Consider the following 14928-nt stretch of genomic DNA (forward strand, 5'->3'; position numbering starts at 1 on the left):
ACCATGCACTACATAAGCACTCGAAGTTCGACCGTGCAGGCCGACTTTGAAAAGGTCGTGTTGTCCGGCCTGGCCGACGACGGCGGACTGTTCGTACCCACCGACCTGCCGCTGTTCGAGCCCCAGGATATCGCCAACTGGTCAACCTTGCCCTACGACGAACTGGCGTATCGGATCATACGTCCGTTTGTTGGCGGGACCATCCCCGAAGCGGACCTCAAGCGCCTGCTCAAAGAAGCCAGCAGTCAGTTCAAGCACCGTGCGGTGGCGCCGCTGCATCAGGTCGATCGCAACGAATGGGTGCTTGAGCTGTTCCACGGTCCGACCCGCTCCTCGAAGGATTTCGCCGCGCAGTTGCAGGCGCAACTGGTGCAGTACTTTCTGCATAAGCACCCGCGACGCGCAGTGGTGCTCGGCGCCACCAACGGAGACACTGGGCTCGCGGCGATCGATGCGTTCAAACACAGTAACGACACCCACGTGGTGCTGCTATACCCGGAGTCCGCGGTCGCACAGCATCAACTGCACGAGTTGCAAGGGGTTGCGCATCCCAATGTGCATACGTTCGCAGTCGCCGGTAGCTTTGACGACTGCCAGCAACTCGCGAACCGCTTGTTCAGGCATTGGCCCAACCCGCGCCATGAGGCGATCAGCTTCAATTCCAGCAACTGGGTCAACGTGCTGGCGCAGCTCGTGTTTTATTTCTACGCCGTGCTGCAATTGGGCGCAGGTCAACGATCTGTCGGCTTCAGCGTGCCGGCGGCGAGTTTCGCCGAAGTCTACGCAGGCTACATCGCGCAAAAAATGGGCCTGCCGATTACCCAAATCATCGTCGCGACCAACAAAAATGACGCCCTGCATCAGTTGTTCCTCAAGAACCATTACAGCCGCCAGCGCGCTGACAAGACCCTGTCACCGGCCATGGACTTGTCGATTTTCTCCAACCTCGAACGTTTTCTCTGGGAGTTGTATGGACACGACGCTGCGGCAGTCAGTGCGCTGATGGCCGAATTCGAAGCCAGCGGCGAGATGACCATCGCCAACGACTGCTGGTTGCAGGCCCGGATGATCATCGACTCCTATGCGGTCAGCGATGAAGAAACCCTGGCCGAAATCGCCTCGCTCTACCGTGACACGGGCTACCTGATTGACCCCCACACGGCCACCGGAGTACTCGCCGCAAGGCTTTATCGGCGCAGCCTGGTCGCGCCAATGGTCACCCTCGGGGAAACTTCACCGGCCAAATCCGCTGCGCTGCTCAACGAACTGGGCATCAATGTGCCGGGGCAACACGGCCAGGCGACAGCGCACTTACACGCGCAGCGTTACCGGATAACGCCCGACGACGCCGGCCTCCTTTATCAACTGCTCGATACGCTGTGAACGACGGGAGGCAGGGGGCCACATGAAGCGCATTCTGGATCCGCTCGATGAGCGCATCATCGCCGAGTTGCGGCTCAATGCCCGCGCCGCCCACGCTGAGCTGGCGGCCAAGGTCAACCTGTCCCGCAACGCCGTGCGCCAACGGATCGAACGGCTGGAACGTGACGGTGCAATCCTGGGCTATACGGTACTGACCGGCGACGGGCGCCAAGCCTCATCCCAGATCAACGCAGTGATTTTCGTCTATCGCTATGACCGCATGCGCGGCGAGGATGTCTTGCAGGCCCTGCGGGCAATTCCTGAAGTGATCCAGTGCGACGTCATGAGCGGCGAATTCGACCTGATGCTGCGCGTCGGCGCATCAAGCCCGCAGCGGGTGCATCAGGTCTGGACTCAAATCTCGGCCCTGGCGGGGGTGGAAAATACCGTGACGTCATTCGTTCTATCGTCCGTTGTCTAAACCGGTTTCGCGGTAAAAAAAAGCCAACGATCGTTGGCTTTTTTTGTTCCCCACGCAGCACCTACCCCTTGGTCAAAACGCCCATGAAATAGAGCAAATTGGCATATTTCACTGCCATGGTCGCGCCCCTAATCTTATGCCAGACCACTCATCACACAGATCAAGGGCATAAAAAAATGACTGAATATAAAATTGCGCTGGTGGGCTTCGGTGGCGTCAACCGAGCGTTGGCCCAGTTGATTGCCGAACGCAACGAAGACTGGAAAAACGCACTGGGTTTTACCCTGAAAATCGTCGGTGTCACCGACCTCTTCCTCGGCTCACTGATCAACCGCCAAGGGCTGGATGCCGCCTCACTGGCCGCGCTGCCGGTGACCAAGGGCGCCCTGGCAAACCTACCGGGGGGCGACGCGGTCGCGCGCACTGAAGCCGTGATCAAAGACTCCGGCGCAGACATCATTGCCGAAGCGACCTTCACCAACCCGGTGGACGGCGAACCTGCGACCACGTTCTGTCGCTGGGCCCTGGAAAACGGCCAGCACGTGGTGACCACCAACAAAGGACCGATTGCCCTGCACGGCGCGGCGTTGAAGGCCCTGGCTCAGCGCAACCACGTGGCGTTTGAATACGAAGGCTCGGTGATGAGTGGCACGCCTGTGATCCGCCTGGCCAGGCAATTGCTGGCCGGCAGCAGCATCAACAGCTTCGAAGGCATTCTCAACGGCACCTCCAATTTCGTCCTGACCCGCATGGAAAATGGCCTGGGCTTTACCGAAGCCGTCGAGCAGGCGCAGGCCCTGGGGTACGCCGAAGCCGACCCGACGGCGGATGTCGAAGGCCATGATGTACGTCTCAAAGTGGTGATCCTGGCCAACGAGCTGCTGGATGCATCACTCACCGTCAGCGATGTGCGCTGCAACGGTATCAGCGCCCTCACCCTTGAGGACATCGATCAGGCCCGCCAGAACAATGCACGCTGGAAACTCATTGGCGCCGCCACACGGCATGCCGATGGCTCGGTCAGTGCCAGCGTCGAACCGCGCCTGTTGGGCAACGATCATCCGCTCTCCAGCATCGGCGGCGCCACGAATGCAGTGTCGTTCAGCAGCGACCTGATTGGCACGGTGACGGTTTCGGGACCGGGTGCCGGTCGTACAGAAACAGCCTTTGCGCTGCTGTCGGACATCATCAGCCTTCATCAATCCGCTGCACAGGGTCGGGAGTAAGCCAATGAACGTATCGAATTTGGCCCGTACGGTTGGGGCAGCACAAATACAGGTGTTCAATCCCTTTGACGGTGCGCTTGTCGGCAGCGTAGCCGACGTGTGTGCGTCCCAGGTTCCGCACTTGCTGGAACAGGGTCGCCAGGGCGTTCGGGCCAGTGCGGGCTTGCCGCGTTATCGCAGGGCACAGATTCTCGAACAGACGGCCTTGAACATCGAACGCGATGCATCGGCATTTGCCCGACTGATCGTCGACGAAGCCGGCAAGACCCTCAAGCAGGCGCAAAAAGAGGTCAAGCGCTGCGTCAACACCCTCAAGCTGTCAGCCGAAGAAGCCCGGCGCAATGCCGGCGAGGTGATCCCTTTTGATGCCTATGAAGGTTCAGAGTCTCGCCAGGGTTGGTTCTCCCGCGAGCCCCTTGGCTTGATCGTCGCCATCACGCCATACAACGATCCCTTGAACCTGGTGGCGCACAAGCTCGGCCCAGCCATCGCCGGCGGCAACGCGGTGATTCTCAAACCGTCGCAATTGGCGCCGTTGTCAGCCATGAAACTGGTGGCGTACCTGATCGACGCTGGCTTGCCCGAATCGGTGGTCACGGTTGCCACCGGTGGTGCCGAACTGGGCAAAGCCCTGGTCGCGGCGCGTGACGTGCGCATGATTTCCTTCACCGGAGGCTTTGTCACCGGTGAGCAGATCTCCCGCACCGCAGGCTTGAAGAAACTGGCAATGGACTTGGGCGGCAATGCGCCCGTAATCGTCATGGACGACTGCGACCTTGAGGCCGCAGTGGCGTGTTGCGTGTCCGGCGCCTTTTGGGCGGCAGGACAAAATTGCATCGGCACTCAGCGACTGCTGGTTCATGGGTCCGTTTATGCCGCGTTCCGCGAACGTTTTGTCAGCCAGGCCCAGGCCCTGTTGGTCGGCGACCCGTTGCTTGCCAGCACCGATATCGGCCCGATGATTACCCGACAAGCGGCGCAGAATGCCGAGCGCGTGGTAGCCGACGCGTTGGCCCAAGGCGCAACCTTGCTGTGCGGGCACACACGACAGGATTCGTGTTACGCCGCCACCGTATTGGAAAACGTCGATCACGCCAGCGCACTCTGGCGCAACGAAGTCTTTGCGCCCGTGGTGGTATTGCAACGGGTTGAGTCCTTCGATGAGGCCATCGCGCTGGCCAACGAGCCTGACTACAGCCTGCACGCCGGTATCTTTACGAGCGACCTGGCGACGGCCTTGAGCGCCGCCCGCAGGATTGAGGCGGGAGGTGTGATGATCAACGACTCGTCCGACTATCGCTTTGATGCAATGCCCTTTGGCGGTTCCAAATACGGCAGCCTCGGCCGTGAGGGCGTGCGTTTCGCCTACGAGGAGATGACCCAACCCAAGGTGGTGTGCCTGAATATCCGCGCTTGATCGATCCACGGTAGTCAGCAGTGGGAGCGGCTGCCTCCCATTGCCAACCGTCCCAGGCACTCACCGCTGACAGGCATTGATCGGCGGTACTCGCCGACGCCAGGGTTGCGCACGCTCCAACTGCGCAGCGAGGGCGAACAGCGTACTTTCCTCGCCAAAACGGCCCGCGAAGTGGGCGCCCATCGGCAGGCCGGCGGCGCTCCAGTACAGCGGCACCGACATCGCCGGTTGCCCGCTGGCGTTGAACAACGCGGTAAACGGTGAGTAGCTGTGAAACTGCTCAATCAGTTCATCCAGGCTCAAGCGGTCGTCCTGCACATCCAGCTCGCCAATCGCTGCCGGCTCACGGGCCAGGGTCGGCGTGAGGATCAGGTCGTATTCCTGCATGAACATCGCCAACTGCCGGCCCAAGCCATGAATCCACTCCACCGCGCCCGCGTAATTTGCCCCGCTGACATCGCCCTTGCTGCGCAAAATGATCCGGGTGCGCGCCTCAAGCTCCTCGGGCTGCACCGCAAAGCCGCGCATCTGTCCCAGCACGTCGAGATAGTGACGGGTACTGGCGCCAATGATGGTGAAGACCTGATCGAGAAATTCCGGCAGTGACACCGGCAACTTCACCGGCTCAACCCGATGGCCCAGGGATTGGCACAATCTGGCGGCCTCCTGCACCGATGCCAGCGCTTCGCTGGACGTGGGCCAAGGCCCGAGTTGCTCCACCAGTGCGATGCGCAGCGGCCTTGGGTCACGCTGTAACGCCGAAACATAGGGCTGCACCTGCACCGGTGCGGCATAGGGTGCGCCGAGGTCGATCCCGGCCGTTGCATCCAACAAGGCGGCGCTGTCACGTACCGACAAGGTGATCCCATGGGGCGTGCCCATGCCGGCCCAGCCTTCGCCGACCATCGGCCCTGATGGCAACAACCCGCGACTGGGCTTGAGGCCAAACACCCCGCAGCAGGACGCCGGCACGCGCAAGGAGCCGCCGCCGTCGTTGCCATGGGCAAACGGGACGACACGCGCCGCCACCAAGGCGGCCGCGCCACCGCTGGAGCCGCCCGCACTGTGGCCGGTGTTCCAGGGGTTGCGTGTGGCGCCAAAGCGCGTGGACTCGGTGGAGTACGATGTGCCGAATTCGGGCGAGGTACTGGTGCCGGCAATCACGCAACCGGCACGGCGCAAACGGGTCACCAGTTCGGCTTCAAAATCTGCGCGAAACCCTCCCAGTGCCTGGGAACCGTTGGTCATCGCCGCGCCGTTGACTGGCGAAAACAGATCTTTGATCAAGGTCGGTACGCCCGCGAATACGCCGTGGCCGGGCTGCACGGTGCGTGCAGCTTCACGGGCCGACGTGTACAGCCGTTCGGCCACGGCATTGAGCTGCGGCTCGACCCACTCAATCCGGTCAATCACCGCTTCAAGCAACTCGCCGGGGTGCACTTCGCCACGGCGGACCCACTCGGCCAGGCCGGTGGCATCCTCGCTGTCCAACAGATTCTGGATGTTCATGTTTATCTCCTTTTAGTTACGAATGACTTGACCGGAAGGCACCCGGAGCCCCTTTACGTCGGGCGTGCAGGCCTGCCAGCGCCCAGATCGCCGCCGAGGCAAAGCTGGCCAGCGCCAGCCACTGGATGGAGGTGCGCAGGTCACCGGCGTAGACACTGAGCAGCGCCACCACCAGCGGGCTGACAAATTGGCCGAAATACAGGCAAGCCGTGAACCCGCCCAGGCCGCGCCCGCGCGTCCGGGCACTCAGGGCATTCATCACCGGCGCCATCACGTTGGGCACCAGCAGCCCGGCGCCCAGGCCGTGAATCAGCACCGCCACCAGCACCGCGATGTAGCTTTGCCCGCGCATCAGCAGCCACAGCCCCAACCCCAGCAGAGCCAGCAACAGCGCGTTGCAACCGACGATGCCGAAGCGTCGACGCAGCAATGGCCAGGCCAGCGAACCGCCCAGGGTCGCGAGCAAACCCAGGCCCGCCGACAGCCCGATCAGCGTGCTAGAGGTCACTCCCAGGCCGACCAGCAGAATCGGGGCCTGGATCGGCACGATAAAACTCAGGACCATCCCGCTGAGAATCAGCAAATAACCCAGTACCAACGGCACCACGGCTACCCTGCCCGGCTCGGGTTCGTCGAGGGACTGCGGGCGGCTAGCCGGTTCCCACAGCACCTTCATCATCAGCGGCACCAACAGCAATGGCAGCAGGTACAGCAGGAACGGCAGGCGCCAGGAATGCTCGCCCAGCGCGCCGCCCACCACAAAGAACAGCGAGCCCACCAGGCCGATGGTTACTACCTGCCGATTGATGTAGCGCAGCCGTTCCTCACCGTGCCAATAGTCGGCAATCAAGGTGGCGCAACAGGTCATCACGGCGGCTTCGGCGCAGCCGAACAACAGGCGCACGCCCACGATGGCCTGCAAGTTATCCAGCAGTGCCGGCAAGGCGCCGAGCACGGCGTATAACAAGGTCGCGATAACCAGCAACGCCTTGCGCCCGACCCGGTCGGCCAACCAGCCGGCCAACGGCGCGCACAGTGCAATCGCCAGCGCCGGCCCGGTGACCGCCAAGGGCACCAGCAAGTCGGCGCGCGGCTCCAGCGGACCAAACGTGGCGCCAAGCTTGGCCAGGATCGGCGCAACCATGACCGCGCCCATGATCGTCAGGCTGCTGCCGAGCATCAGCACCAACCCTTCACGACGACCGCTGGCTTGCCGGGGTGGTGCGTATTCAGAACGTGATGGATTCATGGCCAGCCCCTTAAAAGCTTTGAGAAATACGCAGCGCCACGGTGTAACCCTCGGCACGGTTGCGCGCGTCGGTTTCCTTGTAGGCATGCAGCCAGACCGGTGGCAGGCCCGGCTTGAAGTAACTCACCGCCGGCCCCACTGCCAGCACCCGTGCCCGGTTGCCCGACTGCAACCCTGGCGCATCGTCGTCGCTGAACTGGCGGTAGTAATAACCGCCCAGGCCCAACGTCCACGGGCCGATGTGCTGGCCCACGGCAAACTCGTGGCGGTACTCGACACCGTTTTTGTAATCGGTTGCGGGGTTGCGGGTGTTGACGTCGACTTCAAAGCTTGAGGAAACCTCGAAGCCACTGTCGGTGAGGTAGGTGGCGTTGACGATCGGCGAGAACGTCCAGTGATTGAGACCGGGGGAAACCAGACGGTTCTTGTCGTAGTCACCGGTAGGCGCCTGGATCTGCAATTGGGTGTTAATGAACAGATTCGGCGATGGGTTCCATTGCAGGATCACCGGCAGGAATTGCACATCGGCCAGTCGAAACGGATCAGCCTCCAGGCTCAGCGGCCCAATGGGGGTCGGCACCTTGACGGAAGCGTCCATCTTGAAAAACGGCACCACCACGCCAAACCCATAGTGGGCGCCCAGTACCGTGTGATCAGTCATGCGCATATAGGCGACGCCAATCGACAAGACATCCAACGAGAAGTGGTTGTCGATCGACCGGCCGTTGCGGTCCTTCTGCACATTGGCCGAGTAGAACGCCGTACGCAGCCCGATGGTGCCGAACGGCGTGGCCGGTGGCATCATCCCCGCGCCGAAGTCATACACGCCGACCGCTGTGGTCGGCGCGCCGTTCTCGGTCGCCTGGACGCCGGCGCAGCAACCGAGCAGCCCCAGGGTGAACAACGTCTTGCGTGCAGCGCTTGCGTTATTGTTATTGCTCATCGAATGCCCCTCCCAGCAAGTGGTGTGGGTCATCCTAGGCAGCAGCGCCGTGGGCGGGTTATCCGTTTTCAGCAGAGTTGCGTACGGCGCAGGGTCTGTGAAGGGGTTTCACCAAACAGGGTGCGATAGTCACCGGAGAAGCGGCTCAAATGCCAGAACCCCCAGCGTGCCGCGACGTCCTGTACGTTCAGGGATTGGGTGCTCATTCGCAGTTCACGACGCACTGCATTGAGGCGCAACGCACGCAAATACGCCACCGGATTGATCCCCAGGGTTTCCTGGAAACAATATTGGAGTTTGCGCCGGCTGGCGCCGATGTGGTTACACAGGTCGAGGATCGACAACGGCTCGTCGAGGTGACTCAGCGCGTATTCCCGTGCGCGGTCGACCATCCTTTTGCGCGCGGTGGGGTTGAGCGGTGGCGCGTGATCCGGCGCAATCAGCTCCAGCACATGCAGCATCACCGAATCCCGCAGGCCACGGCGGATCGAATCATGGCCAAGCAACGCATCCCGCGCTTGCTCGGAGCCGGACAGTGCCTCGAACAGCGCCGCGAGTTCAGCCTGCGCAGACGAGTCACCCAAGCGGTAACACTTGGGAAGATCGGTAATTCGAAAGTGGCTGCCCTGACGCTCCAGCACATGCTCAAGGACGTACTCGTCAATGGCCACACTGAGCAAATCCAGGTGTTGGGGAGTGTGCAACTCAGGAAGATGCTCACCGTGGGCGACCAACAGGCTTGGCTCATGGATCGGATGCCCCGAGCAATACACCGGGCCATCGGCACTCAAGGGGATGCTGAAGGTGATCGCGCCTTTCCACGCCATGCCACTTTTGATCATGGCCTGATTAGAGCGGTCGCGGGCCAATTGCATCCAGTCCGACCGGAACGCCACCAACTCCCCTTCAAAGGCCCCCGCAGACACTTGATCGTAGCGAACCTGCCAGCCGTGCATATTGCGAGCGTGCTCGTCGATATCGCGGGTCAGAAAACGTTGGAGCGCTGGCGCCCCTCGGGCAACCACCGCGGCCTCAGGCATCAGCACATTATTGTTGTTCATTGACCCAACCTTTTTCAGTTGCAAGGCTTACCGGTCAGGTACAAGGCAAGTTCCATTCCGAACTCAGGTGATGCGGCACATTTGTGCCGAAAACGGATAGCGATCGGTGCTGCGCGGGGCGAACACATTCACTTATTAACTAAATTTAGCCCATCAAGGCTTTATGTTTTTCAGCTCGTTGAGCAAACCCAGCAGTTGCTCCATTTTTTCCGCGCCAAACTGTTCCTCGATTTTCTGGTAGTTGCTTTCCATGCCTTCACTCATGGAAACGAAGCACTGCTGGCCGCGTTCGGTGAGGGCGACGAACACGCGGCGCTGATCCTGGCTGGACTTCTGCCGACGCACCAGGCCGTCACGCTCAAGGCGACTCAGCACGCCAGTCATGCTCGGTTTGAGAATGCATGCCTGCTGGGCGAGTTGATGGCTTTCAAGTTCCCCCTGCTGGCGCAGTATGCGAATGACGCGCCACTGTTGTTCAGTCAGTTCGTGCTGGTTCAGGGCGGGTCGGAAAAAAGCCATTGCGGCTTCACGGGCTTGCAGCAAGGTCAGGGTCAGCGAAGGTCGGGGGTTGGCCATATCGGCACCACTTGAGGGGGCGAGTCGGCAGCTTAGTGTCGCCGGCCTGTCCGTGCAAGCCGCGCGCAAGCCTGTGAAAAGTGCAATCGGTTCCGTGTAAAAGCCATTCTGTCGCACCGCTGCGCTGGTCATGCTGATCCGTACAAGATCAACAAGATCAAGGCGCAGTTCCCCATGCCTGTCTCAACGCAGCCCCAATTGTCGCTGACGGTACTCCCCCGGAGTGAGCTGTGCGTAGCGCTGGAAAAACCGACTGAAGTAGGCCGGGTCCTTGAAGCCGAGCTGGTAGCAGATCTCGTTGGCGGAGCTGCCCGTGAACATCAGCAGCCGCTTGGCCTCCTGCATGAGCCGCTCCAGGATCAGGCGCTTGGACGGCAGGTCGGCGATGCGCCGGCACACATCGTTGAGTCGCGCCTCGGTCACCCCGATGCCTTGCGCATACCGGGACAAGGGCCAGTGTTGCTGGTAGTGCGCTTCGATCAGCTCGTTGAAACGGTGGAAAATCCTCAAGTCTTCGTGCCGCGCAGGCGTGGCTTTCAGCGAGTGGGAGCACAGCCGCAGCAGGCTGATCATGATCAAGCGCGTCAGGCTGTCCAGGGCCGCACTGTGCCCTGGGCGCTGGGCCTCGACCTCTGCACTGAGTTCCTCGAACAGAAAATCCAATCGACGGACCTCACTCGCGTCATGCAGGCCCAACTGCGCCAGCGCCACGCACGCGGCCGGGAGTTGCGCGCCCGCCGGCGCCAGGCTGGGATCAGCATCGATCAGTTGCCAGACCAGTTGCTGGCGCACCGTCAACACATGCCCGTCACTGTCGGCCTCGGTCACAAAGGAGTGCGGCACCGTGGGCGGCGTGAGAAAGAACATCGGCCCCGACTCGACGTATTGCTGGTCGTCCAGATACACCCGCACCGTACCGCTTTTCACGTAGTGAACCTGGAAGAACCGGTCGTGCCGGTGGATCGGCATATTGCGCCCGAAGAAACCCGCGAGGTTGGCCAGCCGGTCGTAGTGGACCTGCGCGTCGCTGTAGCGCTGGTCGTACACCTGGCCAATGTTGATGTTGGGAATGGGTTGTCGGTCGGTCATCGCACGCTACTCATTTTTATTCTGATTGCCGGGGTGCTGCCACGCTCATCCTGCACCGATTTGGGCAGCGCAACCACCGCGAGAACAGTCTGCCACGCTTGACGATAGTTAACATCTTAATTATAACTGTTAACACATTAACAATATTCAGAGCCTCCCCATGGCTCTGCCAGGAGAAAGCATGAGCCATGCCTTGCATGACGTCGCGACCGGCACTCTTTTCGGTGTGGCGCTCAACTACCAAGGGCTGCTGAAACAGCGCCTCGCCGAATTCGAACAGCCGCCATATCAGAAGCCGCCGGTCAAACCGGTGCTGTTTATCAAGACGCCCAATACGCGCAATCAGCACGGTGCAGCGGTGGTGCATCCAGGCCAGGGCGAGCGCCTGCAACCCGGCCCAGCCCTGGGCGTGGTGATGGGCAAGAGCGCCAGCCGCGTCAGCCAGGGCGACGCACTCGATTACGTTGCCGGATTCACCGTCATCAATGAATTCAGCCTGCCGGAAGACAGCTACTACCGCCCCGCCGTCAAAGCCAAATGCCGGGATGGCTTCTGTTCCGTCGGGCCCGAATTGATCCCTACCGCTCAAGTCACAGACCCGCACAGCCTGGCGATCACGCTGTACGTCAACGGCGAGATTCGCCAGCAAAACACCACGGCTAACTTCGTGCGCAACATTCCTTTGCTCATCGCCGAAATCAGCGAGTTCATGACCCTGCACGCTGGCGATGTGTTGATCACTGGCACTCCGGAAGGTCGCGTGGATGTGCTGCCGGGTGACACCGTCGAAGTCGAAATCAGCGGTTTGGGCCGCCTCGTCAACCACGTCGTGGCCGAGTAACAGGAGCTTCCATGAAACACGCCCGTATCCAGTTTGAAGGCGAAGTGCACCTCGCCCATGTCGAAGACCACAACGCCGTGCGCCTGGCCGATGGCCGCCTGCTGGCCGAACATCAAGTGCAATGGCTGCCACCGGCCACAGGCAGCATGTTTGCCCTGGGCCTGAACTATGCCGATCACGCCGCCGAGCTGGCGTTCACGCCGCCGACCGAGCCGCTGGCCTTCATTAAATCTCCAGGCACTTACACCGGTCACAACCAAGTGACATGGCGCCCGGACAACGTCGCCTACATGCACTACGAGTGCGAGCTGGTGGCCGTCATCGGCAAGCCCGCGCGCAACGTCAAGCGCGAAGACGCCCTGGACTACGTGGCGGGCTACACGGTGTGCAACGACTACGCGATTCGCGACTACCTGGAAAACTACTACCGCCCCAACCTGCGGGTGAAAAACCGCGACGCCACCACGCCTGTCGGCCCGTGGATCGTCGATGTGGCCGATGTGCCGGACCCAAGCAACCTGACCCTGCGCACGTGGATCAACGGTGAACTGCGCCAGGAAGGCAGTACCAGAGACATGATTTTCGACATCCCCTACCTGATCGAATACCTGTCCAGCTTCATGACCTTGCAGCCCGGCGACATGATCGCCACCGGCACGCCGGAAGGCCTGGCCGACGTGGTGCCCGGTGATGAAGTGATCGTGGAAGTCGAAGGCGTCGGCCGCCTGGTCAATCGAATTGTCAGCGAAGCGGCGTTCTTCAACGCCCGTAAAGAGGCTTGAGCAGCATGATCAAACATTGGATCAACGGCCGTGAGGTCGAAAGTAAAGACGTGTTCGTCAACTACAACCCAGCCACCGGTGAAGCCATCGGCGAAGTCGCCAGCGGCGGTGCCGAGGAAGTCGCGCAAGCTGTGGCCGCCGCCAAGGAAGCCTTTCCCAAATGGGCTGGCACACCGGCCAAAGAGCGTGCGCGCTTGATGCGCAAGCTGGGCGAACTGATCGAACAGAACGTGCCGCACCTGGCCGAACTGGAAACCCTCGACACCGGCCTGCCGATTCACCAGACCAAAAACGTGCTGATCCCCCGCGCCTCGCACAACTTCGATTTCTTCGCCGAAGTCTGCACCCGCATGGACGGGCACAGCTACCCGGTCGATGACCAGATGCTCAATTACACCCTGTACCAGCCAGTGGGTGTATGCGCGCTGGTCTCGCCGTGGAACGTGCCGTTCATGACGGCTACCTGGAAGACCGCGCCGTGCCTGGCGCTGGGTAATACTGCCGTGCTGAAAATGTCTGAATTGTCGCCATTGACCGCTAACGAACTGGGGCGCCTGGCCGTCGAAGCCGGCATCCCCAACGGCGTCTTGAACGTGATCCAAGGCTATGGCGCAACGGCGGGTGATGCGTTGGTGCGTCACACGGACGTGCGCGCGATTTCCTTCACCGGCGGCACCGCCACCGGCAAGAAAATCATGCAGACCGCCGGCCTGAAAAAGTACTCCATGGAACTGGGCGGCAAGTCGCCGGTGCTGATCTTTGAAGATGCCGACCTGGAACGCGCCCTCGATGCCGCCCTGTTCACGATCTTCTCCCTCAATGGCGAGCGCTGCACCGCCGGCAGCCGCATCTTTATCCAGGAAAGCGTCTATCCGCAGTTCGTCGCCGAGTTTGCTGCGCGCGCCAAACGCTTGATCGTCGGCGACCCGCAAGACCCGAAAACCCAGGTCGGCTCGATGATCACCCAGGCCCACTACGACAAGGTCACCGGCTACATCAAGATCGGCCTCGAAGAGGGCGCCACCCTCCTCGCCGGCGGCCTCGAACGTCCGGCCAACTTGCCGGCGCACTTGAGCAAAGGCCAGTTCATCCAACCGACGGTGTTCGCTGACGTGAACAACAACATGCGTATTGCCCAGGAAGAAATCTTCGGCCCGGTGGTGTGCCTCATTCCCTTCAAGGACGAAGCCGAAGCCCTCAAACTCGCCAACGAAACCGACTATGGCCTGGCGTCGTACATCTGGACCCAGGACATCGGCAAGGCGCATCGTCTGGCCTATGGCATCGAAGCCGGGATGGTGTTCATCAACAGCCAGAACGTGCGCGACCTGCGTCAGCCGTTCGGCGGTGTGAAAGGCTCCGGCACCGGCCGTGAAGGCGGCCAGTACAGCTTCGAAGTGTTCGCCGAGATCAAGAATGTGTGCATCTCGATGGGCAGCCATCACATTCCACGCTGGGGCGTTTGAGTCACACCAGCCCCCTAAGACAACAACAATAATTTCAGGAGAATCATCATGGGCGAAGTCGTCCTGGCGGCGAAAATCTGCCACGTTCCCTCGATGTATTTATCGGAGCTGCCCGGCAAGCACCATGGCTGCCGTGAAGCAGCGATTGCCGGTCACAAAGAGATCGGCCGCCGCGCCCGCGAACTGGGCGCCGACACCGCCGTAGTGTTTGACGTGCACTGGCTGGTCAACAGCGCCTATCACGTCAACAGCGGTGAGCACTTCAAGGGCACCTACACCAGTAACGAGCTGCCGCACTTCATCAAGAACATGGACTACGAATACCCAGGCTGCCCGGAACTTGGCGAGTTGATCGCCGCCGAGGCCAATGCGGCCGACGTGCGTACCCTGGCCCACAACATCCCCAGCCTGGAGCTGGAATACGGCACCCTGGTACCGATGCGCTACATGCACATGGGCGTACCGGACGCGCAGAAATTCAATGTGGTATCGATTGCCGCCTGGTGTGCCTGGCATCGCCTGCAAGACAGCTTCACGTTCGGCGCCGCCGTGCGCCGGGCCATCGAGAAGAGCGACCGCAAAGTCGTGGTGCTGGCTTCCGGCTCGCTGTCGCACCGGTTCTCCGACGACCGTAATGCCGAAGCCAATATCCATAACTGGACGCGCGAGTTCGACAAACAGGTCGACCTGCATGTGGTGGAGCTCTGGCGCCAAGGCCGCTGGAAAGAGTTCTGCGCGATGCTTCCGGACTACGCCGAACACTGCTTCGGCGAAGGCAAGATGCACGACACCGCGATGCTTCTCGGGTTACTCGGCGGGCCGGATTACGACAAGCCTGCCGAAATCATCACCGCCCCGTTCGGCAGCTCCGGCACCGGGCAGATCAACGCCATTTTCCCCGTTTGACCGTATGGCCGCACGGTGTC

At 61.3% G+C, this 14928-nt stretch carries 14 protein-coding genes; 8 read left to right on the plus strand and 6 right to left on the minus strand.

Annotated elements, in window-relative coordinates; all coding sequences use genetic code 11:
- Positions 1 to 3 precede the first annotated feature (3 nt).
- From thrC to AB4N82_RS25940, 4 genes are all read left to right on the plus strand, one after another.
- Positions 4 to 1383: a threonine synthase gene (thrC, locus tag AB4N82_RS25925; protein ID WP_122765093.1), complete on the plus strand. Its 1380-nt coding sequence runs from the start codon at positions 4 to 6 to the stop codon at positions 1381 to 1383.
- Positions 1384 to 1405: 22 nt separating this feature from the next.
- Complete coding sequence (locus AB4N82_RS25930; RefSeq protein WP_032891403.1) at positions 1406 to 1843, plus strand: Lrp/AsnC family transcriptional regulator; 438 nt, start codon at positions 1406 to 1408, stop codon at positions 1841 to 1843.
- A 176-nt stretch (positions 1844 to 2019) separates the two neighbouring features.
- Complete coding sequence (locus AB4N82_RS25935) at positions 2020 to 3069, plus strand: homoserine dehydrogenase (RefSeq protein ID WP_122681046.1); 1050 nt, start codon at positions 2020 to 2022, stop codon at positions 3067 to 3069.
- Positions 3070 to 3073: 4 nt separating this feature from the next.
- A complete protein-coding gene (locus AB4N82_RS25940) occupies positions 3074 to 4486 on the plus strand; it encodes an aldehyde dehydrogenase family protein (RefSeq protein ID WP_122765092.1) in 1413 nt (470 codons plus the stop codon).
- A 60-nt stretch (positions 4487 to 4546) separates the two neighbouring features.
- Here AB4N82_RS25940 and AB4N82_RS25945 read toward each other — a convergent pair whose 3' ends face one another.
- The 6 genes from AB4N82_RS25945 to hpaA form a co-directional block, all read right to left on the minus strand.
- Positions 4547 to 5995 carry an amidase gene (locus AB4N82_RS25945; protein ID WP_122765091.1) on the minus strand — a complete coding sequence of 483 codons (1449 nt, stop codon included), beginning with the start codon at positions 5993 to 5995 and terminating at the stop codon, positions 4547 to 4549.
- A 16-nt stretch (positions 5996 to 6011) separates the two neighbouring features.
- The gene (locus tag AB4N82_RS25950; RefSeq protein WP_460103754.1) at positions 6012 to 7244 is read right to left on the minus strand and encodes an MFS transporter; all 1233 of its coding nucleotides are present in this window, start codon (positions 7242 to 7244) and stop codon (positions 6012 to 6014) included.
- 10 nt (positions 7245 to 7254) lie between these two features.
- Entirely contained in the window at positions 7255 to 8187 is a 933-nt protein-coding gene (locus AB4N82_RS25955; RefSeq protein WP_122765090.1) for a SphA family protein, read from the minus strand.
- Positions 8188 to 8255: 68 nt separating this feature from the next.
- Positions 8256 to 9248 carry a helix-turn-helix domain-containing protein gene (locus tag AB4N82_RS25960; protein ID WP_122765089.1) on the minus strand — a complete coding sequence of 331 codons (993 nt, stop codon included), beginning with the start codon at positions 9246 to 9248 and terminating at the stop codon, positions 8256 to 8258.
- A gap of 153 nt (positions 9249 to 9401) precedes the next feature.
- Positions 9402 to 9824, minus strand: coding sequence for a homoprotocatechuate degradation operon regulator HpaR (hpaR, locus tag AB4N82_RS25965; RefSeq protein WP_032891392.1), 423 nt, complete (start codon positions 9822 to 9824; stop codon positions 9402 to 9404).
- Positions 9825 to 10007: 183 nt separating this feature from the next.
- A complete protein-coding gene (gene hpaA / locus AB4N82_RS25970; RefSeq protein ID WP_032891391.1) occupies positions 10008 to 10913 on the minus strand; it encodes a 4-hydroxyphenylacetate catabolism regulatory protein HpaA in 906 nt (301 codons plus the stop codon).
- A gap of 181 nt (positions 10914 to 11094) precedes the next feature.
- Between hpaA and AB4N82_RS25975 the strand changes: the two genes are divergently transcribed.
- The 4 genes from AB4N82_RS25975 to hpaD are packed head-to-tail and all read left to right on the plus strand — an operon-like array spanning position 11095 to position 14908.
- Positions 11095 to 11754 carry a fumarylacetoacetate hydrolase family protein gene (locus tag AB4N82_RS25975; protein ID WP_095184844.1) on the plus strand — a complete coding sequence of 220 codons (660 nt, stop codon included), beginning with the start codon at positions 11095 to 11097 and terminating at the stop codon, positions 11752 to 11754.
- 11 nt (positions 11755 to 11765) lie between these two features.
- Positions 11766 to 12536, plus strand: coding sequence for a fumarylacetoacetate hydrolase family protein (locus AB4N82_RS25980; protein ID WP_095184845.1), 771 nt, complete (start codon positions 11766 to 11768; stop codon positions 12534 to 12536).
- 5 nt (positions 12537 to 12541) lie between these two features.
- On the plus strand, positions 12542 to 14002 hold the full coding sequence (gene hpaE / locus AB4N82_RS25985; RefSeq protein ID WP_122765088.1) for a 5-carboxymethyl-2-hydroxymuconate semialdehyde dehydrogenase: 1461 nt from the start codon (positions 12542 to 12544) through the stop codon (positions 14000 to 14002).
- Positions 14003 to 14050: 48 nt separating this feature from the next.
- Positions 14051 to 14908, plus strand: a complete 858-nt coding sequence (gene hpaD / locus AB4N82_RS25990) for a 3,4-dihydroxyphenylacetate 2,3-dioxygenase (protein WP_032891387.1) — start codon at positions 14051 to 14053, stop codon at positions 14906 to 14908.
- Positions 14909 to 14928: the final 20 nt, after the last annotated feature.

It is taken from the genome of Pseudomonas sp. H1_D04 (assembly GCF_054683855.1).